The 19,163-nt window shown below is 63.6% G+C and carries 13 protein-coding genes; 9 read left to right on the plus strand and 4 right to left on the minus strand.

Going from position 1 to position 19,163, the window contains the following annotated elements; all coding sequences use genetic code 11:
* The first annotated feature begins 177 nt into the window (after positions 1-177).
* From GFU70_RS01280 to GFU70_RS01295, 4 genes are read left to right on the plus strand one after another with little or no spacing between them, the layout of a single operon-like run.
* Entirely contained in the window at positions 178-954 is a 777-nt protein-coding gene (locus tag GFU70_RS01280; protein ID WP_058544781.1) for an efflux RND transporter periplasmic adaptor subunit, read from the plus strand.
* Positions 951-2,270, plus strand: a complete 1,320-nt coding sequence (locus GFU70_RS01285) for an efflux RND transporter periplasmic adaptor subunit (protein ID WP_058544782.1) — start codon at positions 951-953, stop codon at positions 2,268-2,270. Before GFU70_RS01280 ends, GFU70_RS01285 begins: the two co-directional genes overlap by 4 nt.
* A gap of 1 nt (position 2,271) precedes the next feature.
* Positions 2,272-4,368, plus strand: a complete 2,097-nt coding sequence (locus GFU70_RS01290) for a biotin/lipoyl-binding protein (protein WP_153387485.1) — start codon at positions 2,272-2,274, stop codon at positions 4,366-4,368.
* 15 nt (positions 4,369-4,383) lie between these two features.
* Positions 4,384-4,875 carry a GNAT family N-acetyltransferase gene (locus tag GFU70_RS01295; RefSeq protein ID WP_058544784.1) on the plus strand — a complete coding sequence of 164 codons (492 nt, stop codon included), beginning with the start codon at positions 4,384-4,386 and terminating at the stop codon, positions 4,873-4,875.
* A gap of 81 nt (positions 4,876-4,956) precedes the next feature.
* On the opposite strand, the gene GFU70_RS01300 is transcribed toward GFU70_RS01295, so the two are convergent.
* On the minus strand, positions 4,957-5,268 hold the full coding sequence (locus GFU70_RS01300) for a DUF6916 family protein (RefSeq protein ID WP_058544785.1): 312 nt from the start codon (positions 5,266-5,268) through the stop codon (positions 4,957-4,959).
* A 46-nt stretch (positions 5,269-5,314) separates the two neighbouring features.
* On the minus strand, positions 5,315-5,902 hold the full coding sequence (locus GFU70_RS01305) for a phage tail protein (protein ID WP_116643433.1): 588 nt from the start codon (positions 5,900-5,902) through the stop codon (positions 5,315-5,317).
* A 287-nt stretch (positions 5,903-6,189) separates the two neighbouring features.
* Between GFU70_RS01305 and GFU70_RS01310 the strand changes: the two genes are divergently transcribed.
* From GFU70_RS01310 to GFU70_RS01330, 5 genes are read left to right on the plus strand one after another with little or no spacing between them, the layout of a single operon-like run.
* Positions 6,190-7,035 (plus strand): sulfotransferase family protein, encoded by an 846-nt coding sequence (locus GFU70_RS01310; RefSeq protein WP_058544787.1) that lies wholly within the window; start codon positions 6,190-6,192, stop codon positions 7,033-7,035.
* A gap of 52 nt (positions 7,036-7,087) precedes the next feature.
* The gene (locus tag GFU70_RS01315; RefSeq protein ID WP_153387486.1) at positions 7,088-14,326 is read left to right on the plus strand and encodes an Ig-like domain-containing protein; all 7,239 of its coding nucleotides are present in this window, start codon (positions 7,088-7,090) and stop codon (positions 14,324-14,326) included.
* Between the two features lie 40 nt (positions 14,327-14,366).
* Complete coding sequence (locus GFU70_RS01320; RefSeq protein ID WP_153387487.1) at positions 14,367-15,881, plus strand: TolC family protein; 1,515 nt, start codon at positions 14,367-14,369, stop codon at positions 15,879-15,881.
* A gap of 12 nt (positions 15,882-15,893) precedes the next feature.
* Positions 15,894-16,679 carry an aspartyl/asparaginyl beta-hydroxylase domain-containing protein gene (locus GFU70_RS01325; RefSeq protein WP_153387488.1) on the plus strand — a complete coding sequence of 262 codons (786 nt, stop codon included), beginning with the start codon at positions 15,894-15,896 and terminating at the stop codon, positions 16,677-16,679.
* Entirely contained in the window at positions 16,667-17,608 is a 942-nt protein-coding gene (locus GFU70_RS01330; protein WP_153387489.1) for a sulfotransferase family protein, read from the plus strand. Before GFU70_RS01325 ends, GFU70_RS01330 begins: the two co-directional genes overlap by 13 nt.
* A 181-nt stretch (positions 17,609-17,789) precedes the next feature.
* Here GFU70_RS01330 and GFU70_RS01335 read toward each other — a convergent pair whose 3' ends face one another.
* Both GFU70_RS01335 and GFU70_RS01340 read right to left on the minus strand, forming a co-directional pair.
* The gene (locus GFU70_RS01335) at positions 17,790-18,551 is read right to left on the minus strand and encodes a slipin family protein (protein ID WP_058546781.1); all 762 of its coding nucleotides are present in this window, start codon (positions 18,549-18,551) and stop codon (positions 17,790-17,792) included.
* 1 nt (position 18,552) lies between these two features.
* Positions 18,553-19,077 carry an NfeD family protein gene (locus GFU70_RS01340; protein WP_064106973.1) on the minus strand — a complete coding sequence of 175 codons (525 nt, stop codon included), beginning with the start codon at positions 19,075-19,077 and terminating at the stop codon, positions 18,553-18,555.
* Positions 19,078-19,163 lie beyond the last annotated feature (86 nt).

Genomic DNA, 19,163 nt, shown 5'->3' on the forward strand with positions numbered 1-19,163 from the left:
CAACGGCCAGAGAGCTTAATCTCTGCGTACGGGGTTGAGCAGTGAGCGAACCCTAAGTTGAAGAACTCGTGAGGCCAACGCTGCTGTTGCCACAGAGATTCCCTCGATTAACCGCGATCCCCTTGACGCTACCTGCTGCTGTCGTAGACTCCGCCCATCCGTCAGGGAGTAACGGTCATGCGGCGTTTGAGTAGTTGGTTTGTGGGATTGGCCTTTGTAACGTGCGGGGCCCAGGCGCAAACGCCGGTTTCCGACGATCCATTGTTTGAGAGTAACGTCTCGGCCAGTGCGTCGGGCAATGAGGCGCGGGGCGTCCTTCGGGCGCGGGATCAGGCGGTGCTGGCCAGTGAGTTGGCCGGGCGTATTGTCGAGTTGCCGTTCAGTGAGGGCGAGTCATTCAAGAAGGGCGACACCCTGGCGCGTTTCGATTGCTCGGCCTATCAGGCCCAGCTCAATGCAGCCCAGGCGGCCAGCCGTGGCGCCAGTGAGGAGCTGGCCCATAACCGGCAGTTGGCCGCATTGAAGTCCGTCGGACGTTTCGAGGTGTCGCGGGCCGAGGCCCGGCTCAGCGAGGCCCAGGCGCAGTCCCAGGTGTATCAGGTCCAGGTCAAGCGCTGCAGCGTGATCGCCCCGTTCGACGGGCAAGTGGTGGCGCGCAAGGTCCAGCGTTATGAAAGCGTCGCGGCCGGTGCGCCGTTGCTGGACGTGGTCGACAACCGCACCCTGGAGATTCACCTGCTGGTGCCTTCGCGCTGGATGGACAGGCTCAAGCCCGGTCAGCCCTTCACCTTTGTCCCCGATGAAACCGGCAAGCCGTTGCAAGCGACGGTCAAGCGCCTGGGCGCGCGCATCGACGAGGGCAGCCAGACCCTGCTGCTGGTGGCGAGCGTGCCGGATGCCAGCGGCCTGCTGTCGGGCATGAGCGGCACGGCACGTTTCGCGGAGCCCAAGTGAACGCGCCGATAGCGGGCAGCGCCGAGCAGGTCTTTGCCCGCTTTCTCGACCTTGAACGCCAGACACGGGCCGCACGAACGCCGGCGCAATTGAGCTACAGCCTGGTCAACGACGGCCAGGCCCTGTTCGGGTTTCGCCACGCCGCGTTATTGATCGCCGGCAAGGTCCAGGCCGTGACCGGCGTCAGTACCGTGGAGCCCAATGCCCCGTTCGTGGCGTTTGTCGAGCAGGCTGTGGCGCAGATGTTCAAGCAGGGGGTACTGAAGCAGGCCCGAGTGATTGCCGCCGAGGGGGTGAGCGAATCCATCCGGGCAGACTGGCGAAGCATGTCGGCCACACACGTATTCTGGCTGCCGTTGATCGATCATCAGGGCCAGGTGTTCGGCGGTTTGTGGCTGGCCCGTGACCTGCCCTGGAGCCCACCCGAACAGGTGCTGTTGTCGCAACTGGGCGACACCTACAGCCATGCGTGGCTGGCGCTGCAACCGCGCAAGCCGTGGCGCCTGCGCTGGACGCGCAAGCGCCAGGTCGCCCTCGTGGCGGTGCTGCTGCTGGGGTTGCTGATTCCTGTGCGCCAGTCCGTGTTGGCCCCGGCCGAAGTGGTGCCCCTGGGCGGGCAGGTGGTGGCGGCGCCGTTGGATGGGGTGATCGCCGAGTTCCTGGTCAAGCCCAACCAGACCGTCAAGAACGGCGACCTGCTGCTGCGTTTCGAAAGCACCAGCCTCAAGGCTCAGGCTGATGTGGCCGAGCGTTCGTTGGGCGTGGCCGAGGCGGAACTCAAGGCCAATTCCCAGCGCTCGTTTGCCGACGCTGAATCCAGCTCGAAGGTTGACTTGCTGGCCGCCCGTGTCGAACAGAAACGCGCCGAGCGCGACTATGCGCTTGAACTGCTCAAGCGCAGCGAAGTACGCGCCGAGCGGGACGGCATTGCCGTGTTTGCCGACGCCGAGCGCTGGCTCGGCAAGCCCGTGCAGACCGGCGAGCGATTGATGGAAATCGCCGACCCGAACCAGGCCGAATTGCGTATTGAATTGGCGGTGGGCGATGCGATTGCCTTGGAGCCCGGTGCGCGAGTGGCGTTGTTTCTCGATAGCGACCCGTTGCAGCGGCACCTGGCCTGGCTCGAGCGCTCGGCCTATGAGGCGCAGCCGACCGCTGCCGGGCAACTGGCATATCGGTTGGATGCGCGTTTCGATGCTCAGGCGCCGCGCATCGGCCTGCGGGGTACGGCGAAGGTCTTTGGCGACCGCGCGCCGCTGGCGTTGTACCTGTTACGTCGGCCACTGGCCGGGCTGCGCCAGAGCGTAGGGCTGTAGCGTGGTCCTGCCGAGCCTGCGGCCAGACCTGCAACTGTCCCCGGCGGCCCCGGACCCGGATGGTTCGCCGCAGTGGACCTTGGCCGACCCGGTGCGCGGGCGCTATTTCAAGCTGGGCGCGGCGGCGATGCGCATGTTGCGGCACTGGTCACTGGGTGATCCGCAGCAGGTGCTGCAAGCTGCAAACCGCGAGCCGGGCCTGCCGCTCAATGGTGAATCGCTGGAGCAACTGCTGGGCTTCTTGCGCGGCCATGATCTGATCAGCGCGATGGACCCGCAACAGCGCGACAGCTATCTCTTCAAGACCGCGGCGCAGCGCCAGAGCCTGTGGCAGATCCTGCTGCATCAATACCTGTTTTTTCGCATTCCGCTGTGGCGTCCGGATGCCTTTCTCAACCGTGCCTGGCCCTGGTTGGCGCGGTTCGGTCCCGGGATCCTGCGCTATGGCCTGCCGCTGACCCTGGGCCTCGGCGTCTTCCTGGTGTCGCGAGACTGGCAGCGATTCATCGCGACGTTTCCGCACCTGTTCAGCCTGGGCGGTGCGCTGGCCTTCGGGACGGCGTTGCTCTTTGCCAAGCTATGTCACGAATTCGGCCATGCCTTCATGGCCAAGCGCGCTGGCTGCCGTGTGCAAAGCATGGGCGTGGCGTTCATGGTGCTGCTGCCGATGTTCTACACCGACGTCAGCGATGCCTGGCGGATCAATGATCGCCGCGCGCGGTTGCTGATTGGTGCTGGCGGGGTCCTGGCCGAGCTGCTGTTGGCGTGCGTCGCGTTGCTGGCCTGGTCACTGCTGCCTGACGGGCCGGCGCGCACCGCAGCGTTCATGTTGGCCAGCGCCACCTGGATCACCACGCTGGTCATCAACCTCAACCCATTCATGCGTTTTGACGGGTATTTCCTGCTCAGTGATTTCTGGGCGGTGGATAACCTTCAGGGGCGAGCGTTCGCCCTGTGCCGTTGGCGACTGCGCGAAGCCTTGTTCGGTTATGGCGCGGCAGCGCCGGAGCCCTGGTCGCCGAAGATGCGTCGTCGTTTGCTGGTGTGGGGTTATGGCTCCTGGCTGTGGCGGGCGTTGCTGTTTTTCGGGATTGCCCTGGCGGTCTATCACCTGTTCTTCAAGGTGCTGGGCATTTTTCTGATGATGGTGGAATTGGTGTGGTTCATTTTTATGCCCATCGTGAATGAATGGCGGCAATGGTGGAGTCGCCGTGAGCAAGCCCATGGTGCGCGCGTGCTCCTGAGCGGCCTGGTCGTGCTGGCGTTGCTGCTGGTGCTGTTGCTGCCCTGGCGCAGCGCGGTGGAAGTGCCGGCCATGCTTGAGGCCGGGCGTGCCAGCGCCTTGCATGCGCCGGTGGCGGCACGGGTCAAGCAGGTGAATGTGCGCGACGGCCAGACCGTGGCCCAGGGCGATGTATTGATTGAATTGGAGTCGCCGGACATGGCGTCGCGCCTGGCCATCGTGCGCCGGGAGATCGAGATCCAGCAGTTGCAGATGCGTCGTCAGGCCGGGCGCAGTGAAACCGCTGCCGATGCCGGCATCATCGAACAGCAACTGGCCGAAGCGGTGGCCGAATACCGGGGCCTGGCCGCTCAGCGTGAACGCCTGTTGCTGCGTGCGCCCCATGCCGGCCAAGTGCGCGATTTGTTGCCGCAACTGTCGGTCGGGCGCTGGTTGTCGCCCACGCAGGCGCTGGCGCGGGTGGTGCAGACCGATTCGCGGTTGCGCGGGTACCTCACCGAAGCCGAGCTTTGGCGGGTCGAGCCGGGTGCCACGGGACGGTTCATTGCTGACGATCCGATGCACACCTCGATCGCCGTACAGTTGGATGAAATCGACACCAACGGTGTCGCCTGGGTCGAGCAGCAAGCGTTGACGTCCGACCATCACGGGCCGATTGCGGTGCGCCGCGACTCGCAGCAGCGGGCCGAGCCGGTGCAGGCGCAATACGGCGTGCGCCTGAGTGCGGTGGACGACACGTACGCCCCGGTGCAACCGCTGCGTGGCGTGGCGGTGCTGCAGGGCAAGGGCGAGTCGGTGTTGGGAGCGGCCTGGCGTCGATTGGCGGCGTTGGGTGTCAGGGAAAGCGGATTCTAGTCTTAGGAAGCGAGCATGGATTCAGTGGCGGCAGAAGGATTGGTGGTGCGTCCATCGCGCGTCAGCGACGGGCCGTTCTTGCAGGGTCTGTACCAGGCGGCGCGACCGGACCTGCAATGGATCGACGGCGACCCTGAACAGGTGCAGCAGGTAATTGCCCAGCAATTCCAGGTGCAGGAGCAAGGGTTGGGCGAGAATTTTCCCAACGCCATGCATTACGTCGTGGAAAAACTTGGCACCGCCATCGGCGCCTTGAGCACGGATTTTGGCCCCAATGAAATCCGCGTGCTTTACCTGGCCTTCATCCCCCAGGCCCGTGGACAGGGATATGGCCGAACGGTGTTGCAAGGGGTGCAGAAAGCCGCGCAACAGATCCGATGCCCGGTGGCGACCGTGGTCTGGGCCAGCAACCCCCACGCCCGCCGGCACTACCTGGCCTTGGGCTTCGAAGTGCAAGAGCGCAACCCGGCGGCGGAGCGGTTGGTCTGGTATCCGAAAGGCGACTGACCCAATCTTGCAGACACCATAAATCCCTGTGGGAGCGGGCTCTGATGCAAGCACAGATTTTGTATGTGTTCCCCTGTCGTATTAGTTAAACGCGATATAGAAATACCCCAGCGCCGGATCCCGGCCCATGGGCGGTATCCGCGACACGAACACCCCCTCGATCTTGCCCAGTTCCGGCACCTCCAGAGCGCAGAGGCCGTCCACGAACGCGGTACTTTCCAGGCTGTTGAGTTCCACGCTGAACGGCATGCGTTCGCTGTGCGGCATCTTTGCCCGAGGTGTTTCTTCGAGGGTTTCGAAGCGCACGGGCAGGCAACTGCCGTCGGGCAAGGTCAGGCTGGCGGTCTGGCCCAGCAGCGGTTGGAAATGGCGGCTATGAACCTGTTGCAGCATGTCGACACTCCAAAAGGCCGGAGGACCGCAGCCCTCCGGCGGTTCATCAGTTGCGGGACGGGAAGAGGCCGTTCAGGGCGATGCTGAAGTTGATCGCCAAAAACGGGTTCATGATCGCCATGGGCATGCTGTTGCCCGTGGCGGAGACCGAGCCGCTGACGGTGGTGGTCACGCCTTGCAGCGGCACTGGGGAAGCGCCTATCTGGTCGGAATAGATTGCCGCCGCGCCCGGCCCGGTGCCCGAAGTGCCGATAAACGAGTTGGTGGCCGTAGGGGTGTTCACCGGGTTGCTGGCTGGGTTGGCCAACTGCAGGGTGGTCGAGGCGGTGATGCCCGTGAGCGTGTGGGTATGGTTGGGCAGGTTGTTGATCGTGGCACTGACGTTTTCGGTGCCGGAGACTTCGCCGATGGTCCGTGGGGTCAGGCCCAGGCCGTTGCCCATGCCCACCGGCATCCGGCCTTGCAGGTTGGGGAGCACGAAGGTGGTCTGGCCATTGCCTCCGTACGTCACGCCGATCAGGGCGAACAGGGTCTGGTACTGGGAAAGGGCAAGCGTTTGCCCGTTGCATAGAGCCCAATCCCTGGGTGCAAAGTTAAAAGCGAATGATTGGATAGTGCCGATGAATACTTCCATAGATTCCTCATCCCTCAGGTTATTGGTCTGGCGATGCCGGCAGGATTCTGGGAGAGAGGTTTCACTCCCTGGCCCGGTCACGCACGGCTGAGCGTAGACCGGGATATTTGATTCTGCCGAGCGAAACGGGCGGAAAAATTTGGCGGGTCTGCTTAATCGATTCACGTCCCCCTGCGTCTGTACCGTCCATCTTTTTTTCAGGTCTGGGTGTATCTGATGTCAAAGTACTACTAGGCGAAGATTGTTTCCTCGGCTACGCTTCGCGATACAAAAGGACTACAAACAAGGTGAAGGGATTGTCGCAGTTTCACTTTATCTCCGGTTTACCGCGTTCTGGCTCGACCCTGCTTTCTGCCATTTTGCTGCAGAACCCGCGCTTTCATGCCGGCATGACCAGCCCCGTCGGTACGCTGTTCAGCAGCGTCCTGCAGCAATGCAGTGCCGGCAGTGAGTTCGGTTCGGTGATCGACACCGACCTGCGCCGCCGTCTGCTGCGCGGACTCTTCGATTCCTACTACGCCGACAAAGCCGACAAGCCTGTCATCTTCGATACAAACCGCCAGTGGTGTGCCCGCTTGCCCGCCCTGCAGGATCTGTTTCCCCAAGCCAAGACCATCGCCTGTGTGCGCAACGTCGCCTGGGTGCTCGACAGCCTGGAGCGGCTCTACCGCGCCAATCCGTTCGAAAACACCAAGCTGTTCAACGACGATGACGAGCGCAACACCGTCTACAGCCGCTGCGAAACCCTGGCCCAGCGCAACCGCCTGGTGGGGTTCGCCTGGACGGCGCTCAAAGAGGCTTATTACGGTGAAAACGCCGAGTCGCTGCTGATCGTGGACTACGACTTGTTGAGCCAGGCCCCCGAGCGGGTGATGCGCCTGGTGTACGAGTTCATCGGTGAACCCTGGTTCGAGCACGATTTCAATCACTTGACCTACGACGCACCGGCCTTCGACCAGGCCCTGGGCGTTGCCGGCCTGCACAAGGTCAAGCCCAAGGTCGCGCCGCAAACCCGACGGACCTTGTTGCCGCCGGATCTGTTTGAAAAGTATGCCGAGTTGTCGTTCTGGCGCGATGGGTCCGCAAGCGCCGCCAATGTCATTCGTATGAAAACCGACGCCGCCCTCAGCTGATGGCGGCTTTTCTCATTTGCGTGTTCAAGAAGTTCGAGTCCAGGTGATCGTCATGTGGTGGAGCAAAGGCAAATCGCGGGTAACCGAGGGCACGCAAGCCCTGGCATCGCCAATGATCATGTCCCTGGAGCCGCGAATGCTGTTCGACGGCGCGGTGGCTGCAACCGTGGCCGATGCCGCGCAACCGGACGCGCATCCGACGGCCGAGGCGGCGAAGACGCCCACGGCGGACCAGCCGGCCGACACCCATGCGCCCCAGGGCCAGGCCGATGCCACCGAGGCGGCCGTTCCTGGCAAGGCCGTGGTGTTCGTCGATTCCCGGGTCAAGGATTCCGCCAGCCTGCTCGAAGGCGTGGCGCCCGGTACCCAGGTCGTGCAACTGGATGCCACCAAGGACGGCTTGCAACAGATTGCCGATTACCTGGACACCCACCAAGGCATCAGCTCGGTGCAGATCATTGCCCACGGTAACGCCGGTGATTTGTGGCTGGGCAACAGCTACCTGTCGGCGGACAACGTCCAGGCCCGCAGCGAGGTGCTGGCGCAGATCGGCCAGGACATGAACGCTGGCGGCGACATCTTGATCTATGGCTGCTACACCGCCGAAGGCGAACGTGGCCTGAGCCTGGTCGATTCATTGGCGCAGTTGACCGGCCGCGACGTGGCGGCGTCCAACGACCGCACCGGCCTGGGCGGCGACTGGGACCTGGAAATCGCCACCGGCAACATCGAAAGCGCCAACGTGCTGTCGAGCACTGCCATGAGCGAGTACCAATGGGGCTTGGCCACCTGGACCGCCACCAACAACCTCAATTCGGGTATCGGTTCTTTGCGCGCTGCCCTGAGCTCGGCGCAGAACGGCGACATCGTCACTTTCAATGCAGGCATGACCGTCGCGCTGACCCAGGTGCTGGTGGTCGACAAGAACGTCACCATCGATGGCGACCTCGACAACGACAACGTGGCCGATGTGACCCTGGATGGGCAATACCGCACCCAGATCATCAACGTGACGGCGGGTACCACCGCCACCCTCGATGGCCTGGTGATTACCCGGGGCATGGTGGCAGGCAACGGTGGTAACGGCGGCGACGATGCGTTGGTGTCCAAGGGCGGTGGCATCTACAACGCCGGCACCTTGACCCTGCGCAACGTTACGGTCACCGCGAACGCCGCTTCGGGCGGTGGTGGTGGCGGCGGTGTGACGCCGCAGTACGCCGGTGGCGCCGGTGGTGGCGGTGGCGCAATCACCGGCGGTACCGGTGGCAAGGGCGGCGACACACTCAACTCCACGGGCTCCAACGGCACGGCCGGACAGGGCGGCGCGGGCGGCGGCTTCTTCAACATTGGCGGGCGTGGCGGTTCCACCACCGGTGGCGCGGGCGGTGCGGCTTATCCGGGCTACAGCACCGGCTCGGCCGGCGGCACGGCGGTCAGTGGCGGATTGTCCATCGGCGGTGGTGGCGGTGGCGACGGGTATAACGACATCGGTGGTGCCGGCGGCGGTGCGGTCGGTGGTATCTACAACGATACCGGCGCGACCCTGCGGATCATCGGCAACTCGGTCATCTCCAACAACGTCGGTGCCGGCGGTGGCGGCGGCGGCGGCGGTGCCGGTGGTAGCTATTACCACGCGGGCGGTGCGGGCGGTGTCGGTGTCGGCGCCATCTGGAACAAAGGCTCGATCCTGATCACCGCTGCCAACTTCGCCGCCCTGGCCGGTAACGTCGGCGGCAGCGGCGTGGGTGGGACGAGTGCGGGGACCGCGGGCGTTTCTCCGGCGTCGGTGGCCAACGTCTACGGCGATGGCGGCACCATCAACACCAACTATGTGCCGGACGAAACGCCGCCCACCGCGACCGTAGTGGTGGCCAACACCAACCTGAACTCCGGTGGCACGTCGACGGTGACCATCACCTTTTCCGAGGCCGTGACCGGCCTTACCGCGGCGGACCTGACGGTGCAGAACGGCAGCGTCGGCACCTTGACCAGCGGCGACGGCGGCATCACCTGGACCGGTACGCTGACTGCGGCCAGTGATATCGCCGACACCACCAACATCATCACCCTGAACAACACCGGCGTGGCCGACCTGGCCGGCAATGCCGGAGTGGGCACCACCGACTCGAACAACTACATCGTCAACGACACCGTGGCGCCCACGGCGTCCATCGTGGTGGCCGACACTGCCCTGAGGATTGGCGAGACCTCGACGGTCACCATCACCTTCAGCGAAGCAGTGAGCGGTTTCACCGTCGCCGACCTGACCGTCGCCAACGGTACCCTCAGCGGCCTGAGCAGTAGCGACGGCGGCATCACCTGGACGGCCACGCTGACACCGGATGCGGCGATCACCGATACCTCCAATCTCATTGTCCTGAATAACACCGGCGTGGCGGACCTCAATGGCAATGCTGGCGTGGGGACTACCAACTCCAACAACTACGCCATCGACACGCAGCGCCCGACCGCCACCATCGTGGTGTCCGATACCGCGCTGCGCGTTGGTGAAACCTCCGTGGTGACCATCACCTTCAACGAGGCAGTGAGTGGTTTCACCACCGCCGACCTGACGGTCGCCAATGGCACGGTCACCGGCCTGAGCAGCAGCGACGGTGGTATCACCTGGACTGGGACGCTCACACCCAGTGCCAGCGTCAACGACACCACCAACTTGATCACCCTGGATAACACCGGCATTGCCGACCTGTCCGGGAACGCCGGCAGTGGTACCACCGACTCCAACAACTACGCGATCGACACCCAGCGCCCGACCGCCACCATCGTGGTGGCCGATACCGCGCTGAACATCGGCGAAACCTCGCTGGTGACGATTACCTTCAGCGAGGCCGTGACTGGTTTCACCCTGGCCGACCTGACGGTGGCCAATGGCAGCCTGAGCGGGCTGAGCAGCAGCGACGGCGGCATCACCTGGACCGCGACGCTCACCCCGAGCGCCAGCGTCAGCGATGCCACCAACCTGATCATCCTGGCCAATACCGGTGTGGCGGACGCGGCGGGCAATACTGGCAGCGGTACCACCAGCTCCAACAATTATGCCGTCGACACGCAACGGCCAACCGCTAGCATCGTTGTCGCCGACACCTCCCTGAGCGTTGGCGAAACCTCGGTGGTGACCATCACCTTCAACGAAGCGGTGACAGGCTTTACCACTGCCGACCTGACCGTCGCCAACGGCACGATCACCGGCCTGAGCAGCGGCGACGGCGGCATCACCTGGACCGGCACGCTCACGCCAAGCGCCAGCATCAGCGACACCAGCAACCTGGTCACCCTGGATAACACGGGCGTGGCTGACGCGGCGGGCAACGCTGGCAGCGGCACCACCGACTCCAACAACTACGCCATCGACACCGCGCGCCCGACCGCCACCATCGTGGTCGCCGACACGGCCATCGCCGTTGGCGAAACCTCGGTGGTGACGATCACCTTCAGCGAGCCCGTGACAGGTTTCACCCTGGCGGACCTGACCGTCGCCAACGGCAGCCTGAGCGGCCTGAGCACCAGCGACAACATCACCTACACCGCGACCTTCACGCCGAGCGCCGGCATCAGCGATACCAGCAACCTGATCACGCTCAATAACACGGGCGTGGTGGATGGTGCGGGCAACGTCGGCAGCGGTACCACCGATTCCAACAACTACGTGGTCGACACACTGCGTCCGACCGCCACCATCGTGGTCGCCGATACGGCGCTGAGTGTCGGCGAAACGTCGTTGGTCACCATCACCTTCTCCGAAGCAGTGACGGGTTTCGACAATTCGGACCTGAGCGTGGCTAACGGTACGCTGAGTGCGGTCAGCAGCAGTGATGGCGGCATCACCTGGACGGCCACCTTCACCCCGGCCCTTGGCGTCAGCGACACGTCCAACGTCATCACCCTGAACAACACCGGCGTCAGCGATGCGGCGGGCAACACCGGTACCGGCACCACCAACTCCAACAACTACCAGGTCGACACCAACGTGCCGACGGCGACCATCGTGATTGCCGATACCACATTGAGCATCGGCGAGACGTCGTTGGTCACCGTGACATTCAATTCGGCGGTCAGCGGGTTCGACAACGCAGACCTGACTGTCAGCAACGGCACGCTCAGTTCCATGAGCAGCACCGATGGCGGCGTCACCTGGACGGGCACGTTCACGCCGAGCGCGAGCATTTCCGATACCAGCAACGTGATCACCCTGGACAATACCGGCTTGATCAACGGTGCGGGCAACGCGGGCGTGGGCACCACCGACTCCAACAACTACGCCGTCGACACCGTGCGCCCAACGGCGACCATCGTCGTGGCCGACACTGCCATTGCCGCCGGCGAGACCTCGCTGGTGACCATCACCTTCAACGAGGCCGTGACAGCCTTCACCAGTGCTGACCTGACAGTCGCCAACGGCGTGATCTCCGGGCTGAGCAGCAGCGATGGCGGCATCACCTGGACCGCGACCTTCACGCCAACCAGTGGCGTCACGGACACCAGCAACGTCATCTCGCTCAATAGCGGCGGCATCGTTGACCTGGCGGGCAACCTCAATGTCGGTGGCACCGACTCCAACAACTACGCGCTGGACACCGAACGTCCGACCGCAACGATCGTGCTGGCCGATTCGAACCTCAGTGTCGGCGAAACCTCGTTGGTGACCATCACCTTCAGCGAGGCGGTGACCGGTTTCACCAACGCTGACCTGAGTGTTGCCAATGGCACCCTCAGCGCCGTCAGCAGCAGCGATGGCGGCCTGACCTGGACTGCGACCTTCACGCCGACCCTCGGTGTGCGGGATACATCCAACCTGATCGTCCTGAACAATACCGGCGTGAGTGACGCGGCGGGCAATACCGGAACCGGCACGACCAACTCGGCCAACTACGCGGTTGACACGCAGGTGCCAACGGCGACCATCGTGGTGGCCGATACGACCCTGAGCATCGGTGAAACCAGCCAGGTGACCATCACCTTCAACGAAGCGGTGAGCGGTTTCGACAACAGCGACCTGACCATCAGCAACGGCACGCTAAGCAACGTGTCGTCCACCGACGGCGGCGTCACCTGGACGGCTACGTTCACGCCGAGCGCGAGCATTTCCGATACCAGCAACCTCATCACCCTGGACAATACCGGTGTCGTCAACATCTCAGGCAACGCTGGCATCGGCACCACTGATTCGAACAACTACGCCGTCGACACCGTGCGCCCAACGGCGACCATCGTCGTGGCCGACACTGCCATTGCCGCCGGCGAGACCTCGCTGGTCACCATCACCTTCAACGAGGCCGTGACAGCCTTCACCAGTGCTGACCTGACGGTCGCCAACGGCGTGATCTCCGGGCTGAGCAGCAGCGATGGCGGCATCACCTGGACCGCGACCTTCACGCCAACCAGTGGCGTCACGGACACCAGCAACGTCATCTCGCTCAACAGTGGCAGCATCGTTGACCTGGCGGGCAACCTCAATGTCGGCGGCACCGACTCCAACAACTACGCGCTGGACACCGAACGTCCGACCGCAACGATCGTGCTGAGCGATTCGGTGTTGAAACCGGGTGAAACCGCGCAGGTGACCATCACCTTCTCCGAGGCCGTGACCGGTTTCACCAACGCGGACCTGAGCGTTGCCAACGGCACCCTCAGCGCTGTCAGCAGCAGCGACGGCGGCTTGACCTGGACCGCGACCTTCACGCCGAGCCTGGGTGTGACCGACACCAGCAACCTGATCACCCTGGACAATACCGGCGTGATCGACGCGGCCGGCAATACCGGGACAGGCACTACCGATTCGGCTAACTACGCGGTCGAGACGCAAGTGCCGACCGCTACCATCGTGGTGGCCGATAACGCACTCAAGGTGGGGGAAACCTCGCAGGTGACCATCACCTTCTCGGAAGCGGTCAGCGGGTTCGACAATGCCGACTTGAGTGTGAGCAACGGCACGTTGAGCAATGTGTCGTCCACCGACGGCGGCGTCACCTGGACGGCCACATTCACGCCGAGCGCCAGCATCACCGATACCAGCAACCTGATCAGCCTGGACACTAGCGGTGTGGTCAACGTTTCGGGCAACAGCGGTGTCGGCGTGGTGGACTCCAACAACTACGCGATCGACACGGTTCGCCCTGGCGCCACCATCACCGTGGGCGACAACACCCTGGGCATCGGCCAGAGTACCACCGTGACCATCAGCTTCACTGAGGCGGTGTCCGGCTTCGACTTATCGGATCTGAGTGTCGCCAATGGCGTGTTGTCCAACCTTGCCAGCAGCGACGGTGGCCTGACCTGGACAGCGACCCTGACGCCGACGGCGGGCGTGAACGATGCCACCAACCTGATCCTGCTCGACGCCAGCAATGTGCAGGACCTGGCCGGCAACGCCGGCGTGGGCATCGCGATTTCCGCCAACTACGCACTCGACGCCACCCGGCCGACGGCAACCATCGTGGTCGCCGACCCGAACCTGACGGTGGGCGAGACGACCCAGGTGACCTTCACCTTCAGCGAAGCGGTGACGGATTTTGACCTGTCGGACCTGAGCGTCACCAACGGTGAACTGACCAACCTGACCACCAGCGATGGTGGCAAGACCTGGACCGCGACGTTCACACCGACGGTAAACCTTACCGACCCGAGCAACTTCATTGCCTTGGACACCAGCAACGTCAGCGACCTGTCGAGCAACGCCGGGGCCAGCGTGGCGGTGTCCAACAACTATGCGATCGACACCGTGGTGCCCAACGATGTGAAGCCGCCGCCGGAGTTCCTGACTTCCGACCCGGTCACGGTTATCCCGCCGTCCGAGGTGCCGTTGCAGCCGATTATCTTTACCCCGCCGACCGGCAACCTGGGTTCGCCGCTGGGCTTCCCACCGCTGTTCGAGCAACGGGACGTGGGCGGGGGCCTGCGGCCGATTGGGGATATTTTCATCAACCATGGTGCGCTGGCGCCGAGCTATATCGCCCAGGTCTTCAGCACTGACACCGCCGGCGACGGTAGCGGCCAGGGGTTCCTGGGCTTTGGGGGTGGCGATGGCGGAGTGTTTGGCAGCAGCACGCTGTCGACTCTGTTCAACCAGGACTCCGCTTCCGAGGGCGAGTCGATGGACGCCTTCGACAGCCAGTCGATGCAGGGCGGCGATGTGTCCCAAGGGCTGCGCGGGATGTTCGGGGCGCCAACCCTGGGTCAGCAGTTGCAACAGCTCAAGGACACTGAACAACGTCAGGTCGACAGCCTGGCAATCGCGTTACGACAGGTCGGCATCAGCCAAGCGCTGGCCTGAATTCTAAAAAATATTGGGGCAGCCAGGGGCAATCCAGGGAATGAATAGAAGTCAGAAGTTATTCGGTATGAGTTTGCTGGCGTTGGTGGTGAGTGGTTGTGCGGTCACTAGCGATCCGATCGAGCGTAGTGTCAGCGAACAGCGCGCTCGAACCGACTTGCAGAATATGTACAAGGATCAGGAGCCGCTCAGTGGCCCGCTGACCCTGCACCAGGCCATGGCCCGGGCTGTGAAGTACAACCTCGAAGGCCGCTTGAAGATCATGGAGGAAGCCCTGGCCAAGCGTCAGTTGGACTTGGCCAGTTTCGACATGCTGCCGCGCATGGCCTTGGACGCCGGTTATGTGGGCCGCAACAACGTCAACGCCTCCAGTAGCCAGAGCGTGGAAACCGGTACCCAGTCCCTGGAACCGTCGACCTCCCAGGACCGCGACCGCGAGGTGGCGGACCTGACCATGGTCTGGAACGTGCTCGATTTTGGCGTCAGCTACATCAGCGCCAAGCAGGCCGGGGACCAGCGGCTGATCGTGCAGGAGCGCCGGCGCAAGGTGATCAACACCATCGTCCAGGACGTGCGCTCGGCCTACTGGCGCGCCATGGCCGCCGAGCGCCTGCTCAAACAGATCGACAGTCTGATGGCCCGGGTCGAGGAGGCGCGTGACAACAGCCAGAGCATGAGCGAACAGCGCATCGGTGACCCGGTGCAGGCTCTGGGCTACCAGCGCTCGCTGATCCAGGCTACCCGTCAACTGGAAGAGCAGCGTCGGGCGCTGTCCCTGGCCAAGACCGAACTGGCGACCCTGATCAACTTGCCCTTGGGCACCGAGCTGACCCTGGCGACCCAGGATGAATACAACATCCCGGAACTCAAGGTCGACCTGGCCCGTCTCGAACAGGAAGCCCTGGCCAGCCGTCCGGAACTGCGCGAGCAGGATTACCAGACCCGCATCACCGCCGCCGAAACCCGCAAGGCGATGCTGCGCCTGCTGCCGGGGCTGGAGTTTTCCGCTGGCGGGCATTACGACAGCAACTCGTTCCTGGTGGAGCAGGGCTGGGCCGACTATGGCGTGAAAGTCACCTGGAACCTGTTCAACGTGATTTCCGCCCCGGCGGCCATCGACGTGGCCAAGGCCGGTGAAGAAGTGGCGGCGGCGCGGCGCCAGGCGATGTCGATTGCTGTGTTGGCGCAGTTGTACGTGGCCAATGCCAACTATCGCGAAGCGCTACGCCAGTTCAAGACCAGCCAACAACTGGCGGACATCGATGGGCAGATTGTCGGTCAACTGCGTAACCGTTATCAGGCAGCAGGCATCGGTGAGCTGGATCTGATCCAGGGTGAACTGAACACCCTGCAGGCCGATCTACGCCGGGACCTGGCCTACGCCGACCTGCGCAACGCCTACGGGCAGATCTTCGCCAGCGCCGGCCTCGACCCGCTGCCAAACGAAGTGCAATCGACCCAAGTCCAGTCGATTGCCACAGCGCTGGCTAACCGTGAAGCGGCCTGGGCCCAGGGCGACATCACGGAGCCGACGACGGCCGCGGTGACTCAATAACCGGGCGCTGGCATGACACGCCCGGCGTTTTCCCGGCTGCCGGTGGCGGTGAACCTGCCGTTGCTGTTGCAGGCACTGGCCGCCATTGAAGACGAACGCTGGCAGGGGCATTTCAACCGTGCCTATTACAGCGGCGACTGGAGCGGGGTGGCGCTGATTTCGGCGGCCGATGCCCTCACCGAGCTGTCGCCCGGGCGCGGTCAGCCCCTGCACCGCGCGCCTTGGTCAACGGATGGCCGCTGGCATGAGGCGTTGCGCGACTGGCCCCTGGAGATCGTCTCGGCCCGGCTGCTGCGGCTCGGGCCCGGCGGGTGCATCCACGAACATCACGATTATGACTTGGGCGGGCCGGACGCCGACCTGCGCCTGCACGTGCCGCTGCTCAGCTCGCCTGGCGTGGACTTTTTCCTGGATGGGCAAATCATTGCGATGACGACGGGCGAGTGCTGGTTCCTCGACCTGGCGCGACCTCATCGGGTGGTCAATCGAAGTGCTCATCCACGGGTTCACCTGGTGCTCGATTGTCGCCCCGGGCCGTGGCTGGCCCAGCAGATTGCCGATGGGCTGCCCACCACGCCTTCCGCGGGCGTCGGGCAAAGCGACTTTGGCCGTTTTCAGCAGCGCGTGGAAACGGATCCTCATCTCGCCCGAACCTTGCAGAGCCTGCATGACCTCGACACTTTCATTGAGTCCGCGCGGGCCCTGGGGGCCGAGCAAGGGCTTCATTTCACCCGGGAAGAGTTACGCACTGCGATGCGCAACGGTCGCCAGCAGTGGAGCAACCAGTGGAAGGCCTGAACCTGCACGGTTGGCTGCCGATCCGCGTATGGCAGGAGGCCGGGCAGTGGCGGGTTGATTGGTGTTGGTTTGGCGACGCGCGACTGTCGCAACCGTTCTTCAGCGATGCCGTGGAAGACGCCCTGCGCTTGCCCTTCAACCAGGCGTTCCGTCGCCAGACACCCTTGGACGTTCTCGGTCAGTGGCAACGACAGAGCCCGGGCCTGGCGCCCGGTGCGTTCATTTTCCATGCCTCCCGTTGCGGCTCGACATTGATCAGCCAGATGCTCGCCCAACTGGACGACCACATCGTCATCTCGGAACCGCCGCCCCTGGATACGCTGCTGCGCAGTGATGTGCCGCCGGCCGAGCGGTGCGTGGCGCTCAAGGGCTTGATGTCGGCCTATGGGCAGCGCCGCCGAGGTGTGGAGCAGCGCCTGGTGGTCAAGCTCGATGCTTGGAACATTGGTGAGCTGGCGCTGTTGCGTGAGTGTTTTCCCGACACGCCGTGGCTGTTCCTGTACCGCGACCCCTTGGAAATCGCCGTCTCCCATCTGCGCCGTCCTGGCATGCACATGGTGCCGGGCATGATCGGGACGAGTGTCCTGGATGATGGACTGCCGTTCAGCAGCCGGGAAGATTTCATCTCGCGCCGGGTGGGGCGGTTGTTGGCGACAGGCTTGGAACACTGCCAGGCCTATGCCGCAATGGCGGTCAACTACACCGAACTGCCCGAGGCGATGACGGGCCGGCTCGCGGCGTTTTTTGGGCTCGATGATGAGCAATGCAGGCAAGTGTTCGCCGCAGTGGGGCAGCATGCCAAGCAGCCGGCGCAGGCGTTTGTTGGCGATAGCGAGGACAAGCGCCGGGAGGCTTCGGCGTTGTTGCGTGAGCGGGTCATGCGCTGGGCGCAGGGGCCTTACGAGGCGTTGAAGGCACTGCCCCTGTAGCGGGGTCAAACACGCTTTTTGTGGCGAGGGGATTTATCCCCGCTGGGTTGCGAAGCGGCCCCCAAACCAGCCAACTCGGTGTGCCAGGAAGATTGAGTTCACTGCTTTAGGGCTGCTGCGCAACCCAGCGGGGATAAATCCCCTCGCCACAAAGGCCAGCCTTCAGTCCATCATCAATGCATCAAGCCTTGTTGGGCGATAACTCCGCCATCCCCTTGAGCAATTCAATCGGCAAGGGAAAGACGATCGTGGAGCTTTTGTCTCCGGCAATCGAGCTCAGTGTCTGCATGTAGCGCAACTGCATGGCGCCAGGCTGGCGGCCGAGCATTTCGGCGGCCTGCATGAGTTTTTCCGAGGCTTGCAGTTCGCCTTCGGCATGGATCACTTTGGCCCGGCGTTCCCGTTCGGCTTCGGCTTGTCGAGCGATGGCGCGGATCATTGATTCGTTGAGGTCCACGTGCTTGATCTCGACGTTCGCGACTTTGATGCCCCAGATGTCGGTCTGGGCGTCGAGCACCTGTTGAATGTCGCTGTTCAATTGCTCGCGCTCGGCCAGCAATTGGTCCAGCTCATGCTTGCCGAGGACCGCACGCAAGGTGGTCTGGGCCAGTTGGCTGGTGGCCATGAGGAAGTTTTCGACCTGGATGATGGCCTTCTGCGGGTCGAGCACGCGGAAATACAGCACCGCGTTGACCTTCACCGAGACGTTGTCCCGGGTGATCACATCCTGAGGCGGCACGTCGAGGACAATGGTACGCAGGTCGACGCGGATCATCTGCTGCACCACCGGAATCAGCAGGATCAACCCCGGCCCCTTGACCTGCCAGAACCGACCGAGCTGGAACACCACGGCGCGTTCGTATTCACGCAGGATCCGGAATGTCGAAGCCGCCAGTGCGATCAACAGCAACAACAGCAGCGTAAAACCGATTTGCATGCCCATCTCATACCCCTCCTGAGTCAGCGGCGGCCACTTCCAGCAGCAAACCCTTGCGTGCGATAACTCGCACCGCTTGCCCAGGCCGCAGCGGCGTTGCGCTTGCCACCTGCCAGCGTTCGCCTTCCAACTGGACCCAGCCATGATGATTATTGCCGGCCTGCAACGCGGTCACCGCCGTGACGCTGCCCAACAGCGCGGCATCGCCGCTGACAGGCTGGCGCGGTCGTGTTTTCAAAGCACGGACCAGCAGGACGATCAGCAGCAAAGCACTGACCAGGCCCAGGCCGAGCATCAGCGGAACCGGGACATCGGTGTTGGTCAGGATGACCGCACCAATCACGCACAAGACAATGCCGCCCAGCCCCGCGACGCCATAATTGGGCAGGGACGCCTCGAAGACCAGCAAGGCCACCCCCGCCGCGACCAGCCAGAAACCGAGGGGATCGGTGCCCGGCAACACGAGGCCATCGGCGCCGAACGCAGGCCCGCTGATCGCCAGCAGCGCAACCGTCAACCAGTGAATGTTCACAGGACCCTCCACAACCGTAGTCGTCGGGATGTTACTTAAAGTCTAGTCGAGTCGAGGGTTGATTGAATTTTGATCAGTCTGACGGT

Origin of the sequence: Pseudomonas brassicacearum (genome assembly GCF_009601685.2) — a bacterium.
In the GTDB taxonomy this organism is placed as follows: Bacteria; Pseudomonadota; Gammaproteobacteria; order Pseudomonadales; family Pseudomonadaceae; genus Aquipseudomonas; species Aquipseudomonas kilonensis_B.